The 14,607-nt window shown below is 66.6% G+C and carries 24 protein-coding genes; all 24 read right to left on the bottom strand.

Going from position 1 to position 14,607, the window contains the following annotated elements; translation table 11 throughout:
* Complete coding sequence (secY, locus tag V5F67_RS14190) at positions 1–1,335, bottom strand: preprotein translocase subunit SecY (RefSeq protein ID WP_394017145.1); 1,335 nt, start codon at positions 1,333–1,335, stop codon at positions 1–3.
* Positions 1,336–1,532: 197 nt separating this feature from the next.
* Positions 1,533–2,015: a 50S ribosomal protein L15 gene (gene rplO / locus V5F67_RS14195; RefSeq protein ID WP_394017144.1), complete on the bottom strand. Its 483-nt coding sequence runs from the start codon at positions 2,013–2,015 to the stop codon at positions 1,533–1,535.
* Positions 2,016–2,025: 10 nt separating this feature from the next.
* Positions 2,026–2,208, bottom strand: coding sequence for a 50S ribosomal protein L30 (rpmD, locus tag V5F67_RS14200; protein ID WP_394017143.1), 183 nt, complete (start codon positions 2,206–2,208; stop codon positions 2,026–2,028).
* Between the two features lie 29 nt (positions 2,209–2,237).
* The gene (gene rpsE / locus V5F67_RS14205; RefSeq protein WP_121625656.1) at positions 2,238–2,795 is read right to left on the bottom strand and encodes a 30S ribosomal protein S5; all 558 of its coding nucleotides are present in this window, start codon (positions 2,793–2,795) and stop codon (positions 2,238–2,240) included.
* A gap of 18 nt (positions 2,796–2,813) precedes the next feature.
* Positions 2,814–3,176, bottom strand: a complete 363-nt coding sequence (rplR, locus tag V5F67_RS14210; protein WP_394017142.1) for a 50S ribosomal protein L18 — start codon at positions 3,174–3,176, stop codon at positions 2,814–2,816.
* Between the two features lie 12 nt (positions 3,177–3,188).
* Positions 3,189–3,722, bottom strand: a complete 534-nt coding sequence (gene rplF, locus V5F67_RS14215) for a 50S ribosomal protein L6 (protein WP_394017141.1) — start codon at positions 3,720–3,722, stop codon at positions 3,189–3,191.
* Positions 3,723–3,738: 16 nt separating this feature from the next.
* Positions 3,739–4,137 (bottom strand): 30S ribosomal protein S8, encoded by a 399-nt coding sequence (gene rpsH, locus V5F67_RS14220; protein WP_394017140.1) that lies wholly within the window; start codon positions 4,135–4,137, stop codon positions 3,739–3,741.
* A gap of 11 nt (positions 4,138–4,148) precedes the next feature.
* Positions 4,149–4,454: a 30S ribosomal protein S14 gene (gene rpsN / locus V5F67_RS14225; protein ID WP_394017139.1), complete on the bottom strand. Its 306-nt coding sequence runs from the start codon at positions 4,452–4,454 to the stop codon at positions 4,149–4,151.
* 124 nt (positions 4,455–4,578) lie between these two features.
* A complete protein-coding gene (rplE, locus tag V5F67_RS14230) occupies positions 4,579–5,136 on the bottom strand; it encodes a 50S ribosomal protein L5 (protein WP_394017138.1) in 558 nt (185 codons plus the stop codon).
* On the bottom strand, positions 5,129–5,446 hold the full coding sequence (gene rplX, locus V5F67_RS14235; RefSeq protein WP_394017137.1) for a 50S ribosomal protein L24: 318 nt from the start codon (positions 5,444–5,446) through the stop codon (positions 5,129–5,131). The genes rplE and rplX overlap by 8 nt, the downstream gene beginning before the upstream one ends.
* Entirely contained in the window at positions 5,446–5,814 is a 369-nt protein-coding gene (rplN, locus tag V5F67_RS14240; RefSeq protein WP_121625641.1) for a 50S ribosomal protein L14, read from the bottom strand. The genes rplX and rplN overlap by 1 nt, the downstream gene beginning before the upstream one ends.
* 191 nt (positions 5,815–6,005) lie before the next feature.
* Positions 6,006–6,254, bottom strand: a complete 249-nt coding sequence (gene rpsQ, locus V5F67_RS14245) for a 30S ribosomal protein S17 (RefSeq protein WP_121625639.1) — start codon at positions 6,252–6,254, stop codon at positions 6,006–6,008.
* A 7-nt stretch (positions 6,255–6,261) separates the two neighbouring features.
* Positions 6,262–6,471 carry a 50S ribosomal protein L29 gene (gene rpmC, locus V5F67_RS14250; protein WP_394017136.1) on the bottom strand — a complete coding sequence of 70 codons (210 nt, stop codon included), beginning with the start codon at positions 6,469–6,471 and terminating at the stop codon, positions 6,262–6,264.
* A gap of 10 nt (positions 6,472–6,481) precedes the next feature.
* Entirely contained in the window at positions 6,482–6,895 is a 414-nt protein-coding gene (gene rplP / locus V5F67_RS14255; RefSeq protein ID WP_121625636.1) for a 50S ribosomal protein L16, read from the bottom strand.
* A gap of 31 nt (positions 6,896–6,926) precedes the next feature.
* Entirely contained in the window at positions 6,927–7,697 is a 771-nt protein-coding gene (rpsC, locus tag V5F67_RS14260; RefSeq protein WP_394017135.1) for a 30S ribosomal protein S3, read from the bottom strand.
* Positions 7,697–8,077, bottom strand: coding sequence for a 50S ribosomal protein L22 (rplV, locus tag V5F67_RS14265; protein ID WP_238121339.1), 381 nt, complete (start codon positions 8,075–8,077; stop codon positions 7,697–7,699). Before rplV ends, rpsC begins: the two co-directional genes overlap by 1 nt.
* A gap of 6 nt (positions 8,078–8,083) precedes the next feature.
* Entirely contained in the window at positions 8,084–8,362 is a 279-nt protein-coding gene (gene rpsS / locus V5F67_RS14270; RefSeq protein ID WP_394017134.1) for a 30S ribosomal protein S19, read from the bottom strand.
* An 11-nt stretch (positions 8,363–8,373) separates the two neighbouring features.
* Positions 8,374–9,207 (bottom strand): 50S ribosomal protein L2, encoded by an 834-nt coding sequence (gene rplB / locus V5F67_RS14275; protein WP_394017133.1) that lies wholly within the window; start codon positions 9,205–9,207, stop codon positions 8,374–8,376.
* A 23-nt stretch (positions 9,208–9,230) separates the two neighbouring features.
* Entirely contained in the window at positions 9,231–9,536 is a 306-nt protein-coding gene (locus V5F67_RS14280; RefSeq protein WP_394017132.1) for a 50S ribosomal protein L23, read from the bottom strand.
* On the bottom strand, positions 9,533–10,153 hold the full coding sequence (rplD, locus tag V5F67_RS14285; RefSeq protein WP_394017131.1) for a 50S ribosomal protein L4: 621 nt from the start codon (positions 10,151–10,153) through the stop codon (positions 9,533–9,535). Before rplD ends, V5F67_RS14280 begins: the two co-directional genes overlap by 4 nt.
* On the bottom strand, positions 10,153–10,878 hold the full coding sequence (gene rplC / locus V5F67_RS14290) for a 50S ribosomal protein L3 (protein ID WP_394017130.1): 726 nt from the start codon (positions 10,876–10,878) through the stop codon (positions 10,153–10,155). Before rplC ends, rplD begins: the two co-directional genes overlap by 1 nt.
* Positions 10,879–10,900: 22 nt before the next feature.
* The gene (gene rpsJ / locus V5F67_RS14295; RefSeq protein WP_012113701.1) at positions 10,901–11,209 is read right to left on the bottom strand and encodes a 30S ribosomal protein S10; all 309 of its coding nucleotides are present in this window, start codon (positions 11,207–11,209) and stop codon (positions 10,901–10,903) included.
* A 65-nt stretch (positions 11,210–11,274) separates the two neighbouring features.
* On the bottom strand, positions 11,275–12,465 hold the full coding sequence (gene tuf, locus V5F67_RS14300; protein ID WP_394016692.1) for an elongation factor Tu: 1,191 nt from the start codon (positions 12,463–12,465) through the stop codon (positions 11,275–11,277).
* A 65-nt stretch (positions 12,466–12,530) separates the two neighbouring features.
* Positions 12,531–14,606 carry an elongation factor G gene (gene fusA / locus V5F67_RS14305; protein ID WP_394017129.1) on the bottom strand — a complete coding sequence of 692 codons (2,076 nt, stop codon included), beginning with the start codon at positions 14,604–14,606 and terminating at the stop codon, positions 12,531–12,533.
* Between the last annotated feature and the right edge of the window lies 1 nt (position 14,607).

Consider the following 14,607-nt stretch of genomic DNA (forward strand, 5'->3'; position numbering starts at 1 on the left):
TTATTTCCTCCTCCCCCCGCGCAGCTTGGCCTTCTTGACCAGTCCTTCGTACTGGTGGGCCAAGAGGTGTCCCTGAATCTGGGACACGGTATCCATGGTCACGCTGACCACGATCAGCAGCGACGTTCCACCGAAATAGAACGGAACCGACGCATAGGAAATCAGCAGTTCGGGGAAGAGGCAAACCGCCGCAATGTAGGCCGCGCCCACCACGGTGATGCGGGTGAGGACGTAGTCGATATATTCGGCGGTGCGCTCGCCGGGCCGGATGCCGGGGATGAAGCCGCCGTGCTTCTTCAGGTTGTCCGCCGTCTCGCTCGGGTTGAACACGATGGCGGTGTAGAAGAAGCAGAAGAACACGATCAGCGCCACATAGAGCACCATGTAGAGCGGGCGCCCGTGGCCGAGATGGGTGGTGATGGTCTGCAGCCATTCCGGCCCCTGGCCCTGCGAGAAGCTGGCGATGGTGGTCGGGATCAGCAGCAGCGACGAGGCGAAGATCGGCGGGATCACGCCCGAGGTGTTCAGCTTCAGCGGCAGATGCGAGGACTGGCCCTCATAGACCCGGTTGCCCACCTGCCTCTTGGGATACTGGATCAGCAGCCGGCGCTGGGCGCGCTCCATGAACACGATGAAGGCGATCACCAGCACCGCCATCACCAGGACCGCGAGGATCAGCACGGTGGAGATGGCGCCCTCGCGGCCGAGCTCCAGGGTGCGCACGAAGGCGCCCGGAAGCTCCGCGACGATGCCGCCGAAGATGATGAGCGAGGTGCCGTTGCCGATGCCGCGCGAGGTGATCTGCTCGCCCAGCCACATCAGGAACATGGTTCCGCCGGTGAGCGTGATGACGGTGGTGATGCGGAAGAACCAGCCCGGCTCGGCCACCACGGTGCCCGAGCCTTCCAGGCCGACGGCGATGCCATAGGCCTGGAACAGCGCCAGCACCACGGTGAGATAGCGGGTGTACTGGTTGAGCTGCTTCCTGCCCGCCTCGCCTTCCTTCTTCAGCGCCTCCAGCGTGGGTGACACGCTGGTGAGCAGCTGGATGATGATGGAGGCGGAGATGTACGGCATGATGTTCAGGGCGAAGATCGCCATGCGCTCCACGGCGCCGCCCGAGAACATGTTGAACAGGCCGATGATCCCCTGGTTCGCGGTCTTGAAGACGTCCGCGAGGGCATCGGGGTTGATGCCGGGCATGGGGATGTAGGTGCCGAGCCGGTAGACCAGCAGCGCGCCGAGGGTGAACCAGATGCGCTTCTTGAGTTCCTCGGCCTTGCCGAGGGCGCCGAAATTGAGGTTCGCCGCGAGTTGTTCCGCCGCCGAGACCATGCCTTGCTCCGCTTGAGGCCGCCCCCGCAGGAAGGGGCGCAGCCCTTATATGAGGGCGGGAATTGCGGTGCCAAGGCGGCGCCGGCGCATCGATCCGGAGTGTATCCGGAAAGCCATTCCGGACAGGCCCGAGCGAGATGCCGCGCCGCGCACCAAAACGAGAACCGGGCGCAAGCGCGCCCGGCCCTCTCACATCGTCAGTCCGCGGCCTTCTCGGCCTTCCGGGCGAGCACGGTGATCGAGCCGCCGGCCTTCTCCACGGCCTCGGTGGCGGCCTTGGTGGCATAGGCCACCTCCACCTTCACCTTGGCGGTGATCTCGCCGGTGGCGAGCAGCCGCACGCCGTCCTTGGCCCGGCGCAGCACGCCGGAGGCGATCAGCGCCGCGGCGTCGACCGGCTTGGAGGCGTCGAGCTTGCCGGCATCGACCGCCGCCTGGATGCGGCCGAGGGTGACCTCGGCGAAGTCGAGGCGGAAGATGTTGTTGAAGCCGCGCTTCGGCAGGCGCCGATGGAGCGGCATCTGGCCGCCCTCGAAGCCCTTGATGGCGACGCCGGTGCGGGCCTTCTGGCCCTTGACGCCGCGCCCGGCGGTCTTGCCCTTGCCGGAGCCGATGCCGCGGCCGACCCGCATGCGCTTCTTGCGGGCGCCGGGATTGTCCCTGATTTCTTCGAGATTCATGTCCCGCTCCTCACTCGACCACGCGGACGAGATGGGCGACCTTGGCGATCATGCCGCGGACGGCCGGGGTATCCTTGAGGGTGGAGCGGCGGTGCCGCTTGTTCAGCCCGAGGCCCTTCAGCGTGGCCTCCTGGTCGAACGGGCGGCGGATCGGCGAGCCGATCTGCTCCACGGTGACGGTCTTGTCGCTCATGACGGCGCTCCTGATCTCTCGCTGGCGCCTCAGTCCGTCGCTTCCGCGTCTTCGACGCGGCGGCGGGACTGGAGCTGGGACACCTTGAGGCCGCGGCGCGCCGCGACCGAGCGCGGGCTGTCCTGGTTCTTCAGGGCGTCGAAGGTGGCGCGCACCATGTTGTAGGGGTTGGAAGACCCGAAGGACTTCGCCACCACGTCGTTCATGCCGAGCGTCTCGAACACGGCGCGCATGGGGCCGCCGGCGATGATGCCCGTGCCGGCCGGAGCCGCGCGCAGGATCACCTTGCCGGCCCCGTGGTGGCCGTGCACGTCGTGGTGCAGCGTGCGGCCTTCGCGCAGCGGCACGCGGATCAGCGAGCGCTTGGCGCTCTCCGTCGCCTTGCGGATCGCCTCCGGCACCTCGCGGGCCTTGCCGTGGCCGAAGCCGACGCGGCCCTTCTGGTCACCCACAACCACCAGCGCGGCGAAGCCGAAGCGACGGCCGCCCTTCACCACCTTGGCGACGCGGTTGATGTGGACCAGCTTGTCCACGAACGTGTTGTCGCGGTCCTCGCGCTCGTGGCGCTGTTCCCGATCACGGGCCATTTTCGCTCGTCCTTCGCGTCAGAACTGAAGGCCGCCCTCGCGGGCACCTTCGGCGAGCGCCTTGACGCGCCCATGATAGATGTAAGCGCCGCGGTCGAAGACGACCTCGGACACGCCCTTCGCCAGAGCCCGCTCGGCAACCAGCTTGCCGATGGTCTTGGCGGCGTCGGTGTCCGCGCCGGTCTTGAGCGACGCGCGCAGGTCCTTTTCGAGGCTGGAGGCGGAGACCACGGTCTCGCCCTTCGCGTCGTCGATGATCTGCGCGTAGATGTGCTGCGAGGTGCGGTGCACGCTGAGGCGCGGACGCCCGTTCGCGGCGACGCGGAGGGCGCGACGCACCTTGGCCTTGCGGCGCTCCTGCGCCTGAAGATCCTTAGCCATGGCTCGCCATCCTTACTTCTTCTTGCCTTCCTTGCGGAAGATGAACTCGCCAGCATACTTGACGCCCTTGCCCTTGTAGGGCTCGGGACCGCGGAACTCGCGGATCTCCGCCGCCACCTGGCCGACCTTCTGCCGGTCGATGCCGGAGATGACCACCTCGGTGGGCTTCGGGGTCACGATCGAGATCCCTTCCGGGATCGGATAGACCACGTCGTGGCTGTAGCCGAGCGAGAGGTTCAGGTTCTTGCCCTGGACCGCCGCCTTGTAGCCGACGCCGGTGATCTCCAGCTTCTTCTCGAAGCCCTTGGTGACGCCCTCGACCAGGTTCGACACCAGGGTGCGGGACATGCCCCACATGGCCCGGTGGCGCTGGGTCTCGCCGCGCATGGACACCTTGAGCTCGCCGCCCTCGATGTCGGCGCCGACCTCTTCCACGAGCGTCAGCTGCAGCGCGCCCTTCGGGCCCTTCACCTTCACCGTCTGCCCCTCCAGCGTCGCGGTGACGCCGGACGGAATGGCGACGGGCAATTTGCCGATCTTCGACATATCGTTCTCCCTCGCCTCAGAACACGGTGCAGAGCACTTCGCCGCCGACGTTCTTGTCGCGGGCTTCATGGTCGGCCATCACGCCCTGGGGCGTGGAGACGACCGCGATGCCGAGACCGTTGGCGACGCGGGGAAGGTTCTTGACCGAGGCATAGACGCGCCGGCCGGGCTTCGACACACGGGCGATCTCGCGGATCACCGGCACGCCGTCGAAATACTTGAGCTCGATCTCGAACTCGGTGCGGCCGTTGCCGTGGTCGGTCGCCGTGTAGCCGCGGATGTAGCCCTCGTCGCGCAGGACGTCGAGAACCGAGGCGCGCAGGCGCGAGCCCGGGGTCTGCGTCTTGTCCTTGCGGCGCAGCTGCGCGTTGCGGATGCGGGTGATGAGATCGCCGATGGGATCGTTGATGGCCATCTTCTAGCTCCTCACCAGCTCGACTTCACGAGGCCGGGGACCATGCCCTGGTTGCCGAGCTCGCGCAGCGCGATACGGCTCATCTTCAGCTTGCGGTAGTACGCCCGCGGACGACCCGTCACCTCGCACCGGTTGCGGATGCGGATGCGGGCGCCGTTGCGCGGCAGCTCCGCCAACTTCAAGGTCGCCTGGAAGCGCTCCTCGATCGGCAGGGACTTGTCGTTCACGATCGCCTTCAGACGCGCGCGCTTGGCCGCATGGCCCTTGGCCAGCTTGCGGCGGCGCTCGTTCGTCTCGATCGCGCTCTTCTTCGCCATCTTCTGCTCCTGTTCTCCGCGTCTGAGGCGGCCAATGCCCCTCACGGCCGGAAAATCACGTCTCTCGTTCGAACTCTGCGAGAGCCGCCCTCCCCTTTCTGGAGAGGGCCGCCCTTCTAGACCGTCACTGACGGAAGGGGAAGTTGAAGGCCTTCAGCAGGGCCCGCGCCTCTTCGTCCGTCTTCGCCGTGGTGCACACGATGATGTCCATGCCCCAGACCTGCTCGACCTTGTCGTACTCGATCTCGGGGAACACGATGTGCTCCTTGACGCCCATGGCGAAGTTGCCGCGGCCGTCGAAGCTTTTGGGGTTCAGGCCGCGGAAGTCCCGCACGCGCGGCAGCGCGACGGTGACCAGGCGATCCAGGAACTCGTACATGCGCACCTTGCGCAGCGTCACCTTGGCGCCAACCGGCTGGTTCTCGCGCAGCTTGAAGTTCGAGATCGCCTGGCGGGCGCGGGTCAGCACCGGCTTCTGGCCGGCGATCTTCGCGAGGTCCGCGGCGGCGGTGGTCGCCTTCTTGGTGTCCGCGGTGGCTTCGCCCACGCCCATGTTGATGACGATCTTCTCGATCGTCGGCACTTCCAGGGCGTTCTTGTAGCCGAACTCTTCGATCATTTTCGGCCGCACCACCTCGTCATAGAAGGTGCGCAGCCGGGGGGTGTAGGTCGCCTCAGCCATCGATCTTCTCCCCGGAACGCTTGGCCACGCGGACCTTGCGCCCGTCATCCAGCACCTGGAAGCCGACGCGGGTCGGCTTGCCGTCCTTCGGGTCGGCGATGGCGACGTTCGACAGGTGGATGGGAGCCTCCTTGGAGATGATCCCGCCTTCCTGGTTCGCCGTCTGGCGCTGGTGACGCTTGACGATATTGACGCCGCGGACGAGCGCGTGCTCCTCCTTCGGCATCACCTGGATGACCTCGCCGGAGCGGCCCTTGTCGCGGCCGGCGAGGACGACGACCTTGTCGCCCTTCTTGATCTTCGCGGCCATCACAGCACCTCCGGCGCCAGCGAGATGATCTTCATGTGGTTCTTCGCGCGCAGCTCGCGCGGAACGGGGCCGAAGATGCGGGTGCCCACCGGCTCCTTGTTGTTGTTGATGAGGACCGCCGCGTTCTTGTCGAAGCGGATCACCGAGCCGTCCACGCGCCGGATGTCCTTCGCGGTGCGGACCACCACGGCCTTCATCACGTCGCCCTTCTTCACGCGGCCGCGCGGGATCGCCTCCTTGACCGACACCACGATGATGTCGCCCACGTGGGCATACTTCCGCTTGGAGCCGCCAAGCACCTTGATGCACATGACGCGACGCGCGCCGGAATTGTCCGCCACGTCGAGATTGGTCTGCATCTGGATCATGACGCACCTGTTCTCGTCACCGGCTCAGCCGGCGCGCCGGCATTGCCATCAAACCCGAATACCGTGGCCGCTCATCGGAACACGGTCTTGCCGCGGTGCGGTCTCCACTCGGCTCGACTTGCGAGCCGACGGACCCGGCGCCGGGGCCTTCGCTCCCGCCCGGACGAATCACCCGGGCGGGGAACCTCTTATCAGACTTCCGCCCGCTTCTCGCCCTGGATCACGATCCAGTTCTTGAGCTTGGACAGGGGCCGGTGCTCCTCGATCCACACCGTATCCCCCACCTTCCAGGCATTGCCTTCGTCGTGGGCGTGATACTTCTTGGACCGACGAACGGTCTTCTTCAAGAGCGGGTGGGTGAAACGACGCTCGACACGCACCACGACGGTCTTGTCGGTCTTGTCGCTCACCACGACGCCTTGGAGCACGCGCTTCGGCATCGCTTCCTCACTTCGCCTTCTGCGCCGCACCGGCGCGCTTTGCAGTCTGGACCGTCTTGATCCGCGCGATGTCGCGGCGGATCTCGCGCTGGCGCGCGGTGTTCTCGAGCTGCCCCGTCGCCTTCTGGAAGCGCAGGTTGAACTGCTCCTTCTTCAGCTTGAGCAGCTCATCGGCGAGCTGATCGGGGCTGAGGGCCCGAACGTCCTCGGCTTTCATGAGCCTCTCCTCACTCGGCGATGCGCTGGATGAAGCGCGTCTTGATGGGGAGCTTCGCCGCCGCGAGGGTCAGGGCCTCGCGGGCGATCTCGACGCTCACCCCGTCGATCTCGAACATGATGCGGCCGGGCTTGACCTTGGCCGCCCAGTATTCCGGCGCGCCCTTGCCCTTGCCCATGCGGACTTCGGTGGGCTTGGAGGTCACCGGCACGTCCGGGAACACGCGGATCCACACCCGGCCCGCACGCTTCATGTGACGCGTGAGGGCGCGACGGGCCGCTTCGATCTGGCGGGCGGTGACCCGCTCCGGCTCGAGGGCCTTGAGGCCGAACTCGCCGAAGTTCAATTCCGTGCCGCCCTTGGCGACGCCGTGGATGCGTCCCTTGAACTGCTTGCGGAACTTGGTGCGCTTGGGTTGCAACATGGCTTGATCGCCTTCTTAACCAGTCAGGCCGTCAGGCGCGGTCGCGGTCGCCATGACCGCGGTCGCCGCGGTCACGATCGCCGCGGTCGCGGTCGCCACGCTCGCGCCGCGGGGGACGCGAGGAGGGACCGGCTTCCTGCTCGGCCTGGCGCTTGTCCTGCGCCATGGGATCATGCTCGAGGATCTCGCCCTTGAAGATCCACACCTTCACGCCGCACGTGCCGTACGTGGTGAAGGCGGTGGCGGTGCCGTAGTCCACGTCCGCGCGCAGGGTGTGCAGCGGGACGCGGCCCTCGCGGTACCATTCCAGGCGCGCGATCTCAGCGCCGCCGAGGCGGCCCGAGCAGTTGATGCGGATGCCCTCGGCGCCGAGGCGCATGGCCGACTGCACCGCGCGCTTCATGGCGCGGCGGAAGGCCACGCGGCGCTCCAGCTGCTGGGCGATGGACTCGGCCACCAGCGTCGCGTCGGTCTCGGGCTTGCGGATCTCGACGATGTTGATGAACACCTCCGAGTCCGTCATCTCGGAGACCTTCTTGCGCAGCTTGTCGATGTCCGCGCCCTTCTTGCCGATGACCACGCCCGGACGCGCCGAGTAGATGGTCACGCGGCACTTCTTGTGCGGACGCTCGATCACCACCTTGGACACCGCGGCCTGCTTGAGCTGCTTCAGCAGCATCTCGCGGATCTTGATGTCCTCGTGGAGCAGCTTGCCGTACTCGCCCTTGCTGGCGAACCAGCGGCTGTCCCACGTGCGGTTGATGCCGAGCCGGAGCCCGACCGGATTGACCTTCTGACCCATCAGGCCCGCTCCTCGACTTCCCGCACCACGATGGTGATGTGGGAGAAGGGCTTCTCGATGCGCGAGGCACGACCGCGCGCCCGCGGCGAGAACCGCTTCATCACCAGACCCTTGCCCACGTGCGCCTCGGCGACGATCAGGTCGTCGACATCGAGCTCGTGGTTGTTCTCGGCGTTGGCGATCGCGCTCTCGAGGCACTTCTTCACGTCGCGGGCGATCCGCTTGTGAGAGAACTCGAGATCGGCGAGCGCCGTCGCCACCTTCTTGCCGCGGATCAGGCCCGCGACCAGATTGAGCTTCTGCGGCGAGACGCGCAGATTGCGCGCCACCGCCTTGGCTTCGTTGTCCGCGAGCGCGCGGGGCTTTGCCTGCTTACCCATGACCGATCACCGCCGCTTCGACTTCTTGTCGGCCGCGTGCCCGTAATAGGTACGGGTCGGCGCGAACTCGCCGAACTTCTGGCCGATCATTTCCTCGGTGACACTCACGGGCACGTGCTTGTGGCCGTTGTAGACGCCGAAGGTTAAGCCCACGAACTGGGGCAGGATCGTGGAGCGCCGGCTCCAGATCTTGATAACGTCCCTGCGACCCGACCCCTGGGCGGTCTCCGCCTTCTTCAGGAGGTAGCCGTCGACGAAGGGGCCCTTCCAAACCGAGCGTGTCATCGTTCAGGCCCTCACTTCTTCCGCTTGTGGCGGCTGGACACGATGAACTTGTCCGTCGCCTTGTTGTTGCGGGTCTTCTTGCCCTTGGTGGGGAAGCCCCAGGGGGTGACCGGATGGCGGCCGCCCGAGGTGCGGCCTTCGCCGCCGCCGTGCGGGTGGTCGACCGGGTTCATGGTCACGCCGCGATTGTGCGGGCGCTGGCCGAGCCAGCGGCTGCGCCCGGCCTTGCCGAGCGAGATGTTCATGTGGTCCGGGTTCGAGACCGCGCCCACCGTGGCGTAGCAGGCGCCGAGCACCAGGCGCTGCTCGCCGGAGTTCAGGCGCACGATCACGTAGCCCTGGTCGCGGCCGACGATCTGCGCGTAGGTGCCGGCGGAGCGGGCGATCTGGCCGCCCTTGCCCACCTTCAGCTCCACGTTGTGCACGATCGTGCCCACCGGCAGGGAGGACAGCGGGCCGGCATTGCCCGGCTTCACGTCCACCTGCTCGCCGGCGATCACCTGGTCGCCCACGGCGAGGCGCTGCGGGGCCAGGATGTAGGCGAGCTCGCCGTCCTCATACTTGATGAGGGCGATGAAGGCCGAGCGGTTCGGATCGTACTCCAGGCGCTCGACGCTCGCGGGCATGCCGCGCTTCAGGCGCTTGAAGTCGACGACGCGGTACGACTGCTTGTGGCCGCCGCCACGGAAGCGGACGGTCACGCGGCCGTTGTTGTTGCGCCCGCCCGAGGACGACTTGCCCTCGGTCAGGGTCTTCACCGGCTTGCCCTTGTAGAGGCCGGAGCGGTCGACGATCACGAGCTGGCGAAGGCTCGGCGTGACCGGCTTGAAATGCTTCAGCGCCATGGTCTTCTTCCGTTTCCTTCAGCTCACAGGCCCGTGGTGATGTCGATCTTCTGGCCCTCTTCGAGGGTCACCACGGCCTTCTTGACGTCGCTCTGGACGCCCTTGCGGCCACGGAAGATCTTCACCTTGCCCTTGCGGACCAGCGTGTTGACGCTCTTCACCTTCACGTCGAAGAGCTTCTCCACCGCCTCCTTGATCTGGGGCTTGCTGGCGGTGCTCGCGACGTTGAAGACGACCTTGTTGAACTCGCTCGCCGCCGTCGCCTTCTCGGTGATGACGGGGGAGACGATGACGTCGTAGTGACGCGGTTCGATGTTGCGCGTGCTCATTTGAAGCGCGCCTCCAGCGCGTCCACGGCGGCCTTGGTCAGGACCAGGGTGTCGCGGCGCAGGATGTCGTAGACGTTGATGCCCTGGATCGGCAGCACGTCCACGTAAGGCAGGTTGCGCGCCGCGAGGGCGATGTTCTGCTCCACCTGGGCGCCGTCCACCACCAGCACGGAGGACCAGCCGAGCTTGGCGAGCCGGTCCTTCAGCGCCTGGGTCTTGGGGTCGGCCAGCGAGGCGCTGTCCACCACCACGAGCTGGGCGGCCTTGGCCTTGGAGGAGAGCGCGTGCTTCAGGGCCAGCGCGCGCACCTTCTTCGGCAGGTCGATGGCGTGCGAGCGCACCACCGGGCCGAAGGCGCGACCGCCGCCGCGGAACTGCGGCGCCGAGGCCGCGCCGTGGCGGGCGTTGCCGGTGCCCTTCTGCTTGTACATCTTCTTGGACGTGCGGTTGATTTCCGAACGGCCCTTGGTGCGGTGCGTGCCGGCCTGGCGGCGCGACAGCTGCCAGGTCACGCAGCGGTGCAGGATGTCCGCGCGCGGCTCGAGACCGAAGATCTCGTCCGCGAGCGTCACCGAGCCGGCGTCAGAGCCGTCGAGCGTCTTGACGGTCAGTTCCATCACACGCCCTCCTCGGCGGCAGCTTCGGCCGCGGGAGCATCCGCGCCGTTGGCGAGCTTGAACGCGCCGGGCTTGGGAGCCGCCTCGGGCAGCTTCTTCTTGACCGCGTCGCGCACGGTGATCCAGCCGCCGGCGTGGCCGGGGACGGCGCCCTCGACCGCGATCAGGCCGCGCTCGACGTCGGTCATCACCACCTTCAGGTTCTGGGTGGTGACGGTGACGTCGCCCATGTGGCCCGGCATCTTCTTGTTCTTGAAGGTCTTGCCCGGGTCCTGGCGGCCGCCGGTCGAACCGATCGAACGATGCGAGATGGAGACGCCGTGCGAGGCGCGAAGACCACCGAAATTGTGGCGCTTCATGCCGCCGGCGAAGCCCTTGCCGATGGTGGTGCCGGTCACGTCCACGAACTGGCCCACGACGAAGTGGTCAGCCGTGATCTCGGCGCCGACCGGGATCAGCGCCTCCTCCGGCACGCGGAACTCGGCCATCTTCCGCTTGGGCTCGACGTGAGCCACGGCGAAGTGGCCGCGCTCGGCGCGGGTCACGTTCTTGGGCTTGCGGCGGCCGGCTCCGAGCTGGACCGCGACATAACCGTTCTTGTCGAGCGTGCGGTGGGCGACCACCTGGCAGCTCTCAACTTTCAGCACAGTGACCGGCACGTGCTCACCGGCATCGGTGAAGATGCGGGTCATGCCGACCTTCTGGGCGATGACGCCTGACCGCATGGTCGTGTCTCCTCGCACCACGTCAGAGCTTGATTTCGACGTCGACGCCAGCGGCGAGGTCGAGCTTCATCAGCGCGTCCACGGTCTGGGGGGTCGGGTCGACGATATCGAGCAACCGCTTGTGCGTGCGCATCTCGAACTGCTCGCGCGACTTCTTGTCGATGTGAGGCGAACGGTTGACGGTGAACTTCTCGATCCGCGTGGGCAGCGGGATCGGGCCGCGCACCTGGGCGCCCGTGCGCTTGGCCGTGGCGACGATCTCGCGCGTCGACGCATCGAGGATGCGGTGATCGAACGCCTTCAGGCGAATTCGAATGTTCTGGCCGTTCATGGCTCAATTGGCTCCAGGAAGAGGAAACGCGCACGCCGGTGCGCAGCGCGTTTCGTTCTTGTTGATCACTCGATGATGGCGGCGACGACGCCGGCGCCCACCGTGCGGCCGCCCTCGCGGATGGCGAAGCGCAGCTTCTCCTCCATGGCGATCGGCACGATCAGCGCCACGTCCATGGACACGTTGTCCCCCGGCATCACCATCTCGGTGCCCTCGGGAAGCGTGCACACGCCCGTCACGTCCGTGGTGCGGAAGTAGAACTGCGGGCGGTAGTTGGTGAAGAACGGCGTGTGGCGGCCGCCCTCCTCCTTGGTCAGGATGTAGGCCTCGGCCTTGAACTTCGTGTGCGGCTTCACCGAGCCCGGCTTGCACACCACCTGGCCACGCTCCACGTCCTCGCGCTTGGTGCCGCGAAGCAGGATGCCCACGTTGTCGCCGGCCTGCCCCTGGTCCAGAAGCTTGCGGAACATCTCGACGCCCGTCACGGTCGTCTTGATGGTCGGACGGATGCCGACGATCTCCACTTCCTCGCCCACCTTCACGATGCCGCGCTCCACGCGCCCCGTCACCACCGTGCCGCGGCCCGAGATCGAGAACACGTCCTCGATCGGCATCAGGAACGGCAGGTCGATCGGGCGCTCCGGCTGCGGGATGTAGGCGTCGACCGCCTCCATCAGCTTCAGAACCGCGTCGCGGCCGAGCGCCGGATCGCCGTTCTCCAGCGCAACCAGCGCCGAGCCGCGGATGATCGGGATGTCGTCGCCGGGGAAGTCGTACTTCGACAGAAGCTCGCGCACCTCCATCTCGACCAGCTCGAGAAGCTCGGCGTCGTCCACCATGTCGCACTTGTTCAGGAACACCACCAGCGCCGGAACGCCCACCTGGCGGGCCAGCAGGATGTGCTCGCGGGTCTGCGGCATCGGGCCGTCCGCCGCCGACACAACCAGGATCGCGCCGTCCATCTGCGCCGCGCCCGTGATCATGTTCTTCACGTAGTCGGCGTGCCCGGGGCAGTCCACGTGCGCATAGTGGCGGTTGTTGGTCTCGTACTCCACGTGCGCCGTGGAGATCGTGATCCCGCGCGCCTTCTCTTCCGGCGCCTTGTCGATCTGGTCGTACGCCGTGAACGTCGCCCCGCCAGACTCCGCAAGAACCTTCGTGATCGCAGCCGTCAGCGACGTCTTCCCATGGTCAACGTGACCAATGGTGCCGATGTTGCAGTGCGGCTTCGAACGGTTGAACTTCTCTTTGGCCATGGGACTCTCCGTTGGGTCTCTCTGGCGTGATCCGAAAGGGTGAAGCGGGGTTCAGGCCGTGCGCGTCACGCGTACTTGGCCTGGACCTCCTGGGCGACGTTCGACGGCACCTGCTCGTAGTGGTCGAACTGCATGGTGAAGGTGGCGCGGCCCTGGCTGAACGAGCGCAGGGTGTTCACGTAGCCGAACATGTTGGCGAGCGGCACCATCGCGTTGATCACGTTGGCGTTGCCGCGCATGTCCTGGCCCTGGATCTGGCCACGGCGGGAGTTCAGGTCGCCGATCACCGAGCCGGTGTAGTCCTCAGGGGTGACCACCTCGACCTTCATGATCGGCTCGAGCAGCACCGAGTTGCCCTTCTGCAGGGCCTCGCGGAAGCCGGCGCGGGACGCGATCTCGAACGCGAGCGCGGACGAGTCCACCTCGTGATAGGCGCCGTCGACGAGCGTCACCTTGACGTCCACCACCGGGAAGCCCGCCAGCACGCCGGCGCCGAGCACGCTCTCCAGGCCCTTCTGGACGCCGGGGATGTACTCCTTCGGCACCGCGCCGCCGACGATGGCGCTCTCGAACTGGAAGCCCTTGCCGGCCTCGTTCGGCTCCACCACGAACTTCACCCGCGCGAACTGGCCGGTACCGCCGGTCTGCTTCTTGTGGGTGTAGTCGACCTCGGCCTTCTTGGTGATGGTCTCGCGATAGGCCACCTGCGGGGCGCCGATGTTCGCGTCCACCTTGTAGGTGCGCTTCAGGATGTCGACCTTGATGTCGAGGTGCAGCTCGCCCATCCCCTTGAGGATGGTCTGGCCGCTCTCGTGGTCGGTCGACACGCGGAAGGACGGGTCCTCGGCCGCGAGCTTGGACAGCGCGATGCCGAGCTTCTCCTGGTCCGCCTTGGACTTGGGCTCGATGGCGATCTCGATGACCGGCTCGGGGAACTCCATCTTCTCAAGGATCACCGGCTTGTCGGTGGCGCACAGCGTGTCGCCGGTGCGCACCTCCTTGAGGCCGGCCAGGGCGACGATGTCGCCCGCATAGGCTTCCTTGATGTCCTCGCGGTTGTTGGCGTGCATGAGGAGCATGCGCCCCACGCGCTCGCGCTTGTCGCGGGTGGAGTTCAGAAGGCCCATGCCGGCTTCCATCACGCCCGAATAGACGCGGCAGAAGGTGATGGTGCCCACGAACGGGTCGTCCATGATCTTGAACGCAAGCACGGACAGAGGCTCGTTGTCGGCCGGCTTGCGGTCGGTCTCTTCCTCGGTCTTGAAGTCGATGCCCTTGATGGCGCCGCGATCGATGGGCGACGGCAGATAGTCCACCACCGCGTCGAGCAGCGGCTGCACGCCCTTGTTCTTGAAGGCCGAGCCGCAGAAGACGGGGTTGAACTTGCGGCCGATCACCGCCTTGCGGATCAGCGACTTGAGGGTCGCCTCGTCGGGCTCGGTGCCGTCCAGGTACGCGGCCATGGCGTCGTCGTCGAGCTCGACGGCGGCTTCCACCAGCTTGTTGCGGTATTCGGCGGCCTTGTCGGCGAGATCGGCGGGAATCTCCTCGTCATGGTACTTGGCGCCGAGGGCCTCGTCTTCCCACACGACCGCCTTCATGCGGACGAGGTCGATGATGCCCTTGAAGTTGTTCTCGGAGCCGATCGGCAGCTGGCAGCACACGGGGTTGCCGGCGACGCGGTCGACGATCATCTCGACGCAGCGGTAGAAGTCGGCGCCGATCTTGTCCATCTTGTTGACGAACACGATGCGCGGCACGTTGTACTTGTCCGCCTGGCGCCACACGGTCTCGGTCTGCGGCTCGACGCCCTGGTTGCCGTCCAGCACGCACACGGCGCCGTCGAGCACGCGCAGGGAGCGCTCCACCTCGATGGTGAAGTCCACGTGCCCGGGGGTGTCGATGATGTTCAGGCGCTTGCCCGACCAGAACGCAGTCGTCGCGGCCGACGTGATGGTGATGCCGCGCTCCTGCTCCTGGGTCATCCAGTCCATGGTGGCGGCGCCGTCATGGACTTCGCCGATCTTGTGGCTCTTGCCGGTGTAATAGAGGATCCGCTCGGTGGTCGTGGTCTTGCCGGCATCGATGTGGGCCATGATGCCGAAGTTGCGGTAGTCCTCGATCGCGTGAGTACGGGGCATG

The organism is Xanthobacter pseudotagetidis (assembly GCF_043194795.2).
Taxonomy (GTDB): Bacteria; Pseudomonadota; Alphaproteobacteria; order Rhizobiales; family Xanthobacteraceae; genus Xanthobacter; species Xanthobacter tagetidis_A.

Excerpts from the sequence above, each read along its gene's own strand:
- secY (WP_394017145.1), bottom strand. The coding sequence starts at position 1,335 with ATGGTCTCGGCGGCGGAACAACTCGCGGCGAACCTCAATTTCGGCGCC.
- rplO (WP_394017144.1), bottom strand. The coding sequence starts at position 2,015 with ATGAATCTCGAAGAAATCAGGGACAATCCCGGCGCCCGCAAGAAGCGC.
- rpmD (WP_394017143.1), bottom strand. The coding sequence starts at position 2,208 with ATGAGCGACAAGACCGTCACCGTGGAGCAGATCGGCTCGCCGATCCGC.
- rpsE (WP_121625656.1), bottom strand. The coding sequence starts at position 2,795 with ATGGCCCGTGATCGGGAACAGCGCCACGAGCGCGAGGACCGCGACAAC.
- rplR (WP_394017142.1), bottom strand. The coding sequence starts at position 3,176 with ATGGCTAAGGATCTTCAGGCGCAGGAGCGCCGCAAGGCCAAGGTGCGT.
- rplF (WP_394017141.1), bottom strand. The coding sequence starts at position 3,722 with ATGTCGAAGATCGGCAAATTGCCCGTCGCCATTCCGTCCGGCGTCACC.
- rpsH (WP_394017140.1), bottom strand. The coding sequence starts at position 4,137 with ATGGCCATCAACGATCCCATCGGCGATCTCATCACCCGCATCCGCAAC.
- rpsN (WP_394017139.1), bottom strand. The coding sequence starts at position 4,454 with ATGGCGAAGAAGAGCGCGATCGAGACGAACGAGCGCCGCCGCAAGCTG.
- rplE (WP_394017138.1), bottom strand. The coding sequence starts at position 5,136 with ATGGCTGAGGCGACCTACACCCCCCGGCTGCGCACCTTCTATGACGAG.
- rplX (WP_394017137.1), bottom strand. The coding sequence starts at position 5,446 with ATGGCCGCGAAGATCAAGAAGGGCGACAAGGTCGTCGTCCTCGCCGGC.
- rplN (WP_121625641.1), bottom strand. The coding sequence starts at position 5,814 with ATGATCCAGATGCAGACCAATCTCGACGTGGCGGACAATTCCGGCGCG.
- rpsQ (WP_121625639.1), bottom strand. The coding sequence starts at position 6,254 with ATGCCGAAGCGCGTGCTCCAAGGCGTCGTGGTGAGCGACAAGACCGAC.
- rpmC (WP_394017136.1), bottom strand. The coding sequence starts at position 6,471 with ATGAAAGCCGAGGACGTTCGGGCCCTCAGCCCCGATCAGCTCGCCGAT.
- rplP (WP_121625636.1), bottom strand. The coding sequence starts at position 6,895 with ATGTTGCAACCCAAGCGCACCAAGTTCCGCAAGCAGTTCAAGGGACGC.
- rpsC (WP_394017135.1), bottom strand. The coding sequence starts at position 7,697 with ATGGGTCAGAAGGTCAATCCGGTCGGGCTCCGGCTCGGCATCAACCGC.
- rplV (WP_238121339.1), bottom strand. The coding sequence starts at position 8,077 with ATGGGTAAGCAGGCAAAGCCCCGCGCGCTCGCGGACAACGAAGCCAAG.
- rpsS (WP_394017134.1), bottom strand. The coding sequence starts at position 8,362 with ATGACACGCTCGGTTTGGAAGGGCCCCTTCGTCGACGGCTACCTCCTG.
- rplB (WP_394017133.1), bottom strand. The coding sequence starts at position 9,207 with ATGGCGCTGAAGCATTTCAAGCCGGTCACGCCGAGCCTTCGCCAGCTC.
- V5F67_RS14280 (WP_394017132.1), bottom strand. The coding sequence starts at position 9,536 with ATGAGCACGCGCAACATCGAACCGCGTCACTACGACGTCATCGTCTCC.
- rplD (WP_394017131.1), bottom strand. The coding sequence starts at position 10,153 with ATGGAACTGACCGTCAAGACGCTCGACGGCTCTGACGCCGGCTCGGTG.
- rplC (WP_394017130.1), bottom strand. The coding sequence starts at position 10,878 with ATGCGGTCAGGCGTCATCGCCCAGAAGGTCGGCATGACCCGCATCTTC.
- rpsJ (WP_012113701.1), bottom strand. The coding sequence starts at position 11,209 with ATGAACGGCCAGAACATTCGAATTCGCCTGAAGGCGTTCGATCACCGC.
- tuf (WP_394016692.1), bottom strand. The coding sequence starts at position 12,465 with ATGGCCAAAGAGAAGTTCAACCGTTCGAAGCCGCACTGCAACATCGGC.
- fusA (WP_394017129.1), bottom strand. The coding sequence starts at position 14,606 with ATGCCCCGTACTCACGCGATCGAGGACTACCGCAACTTCGGCATCATG.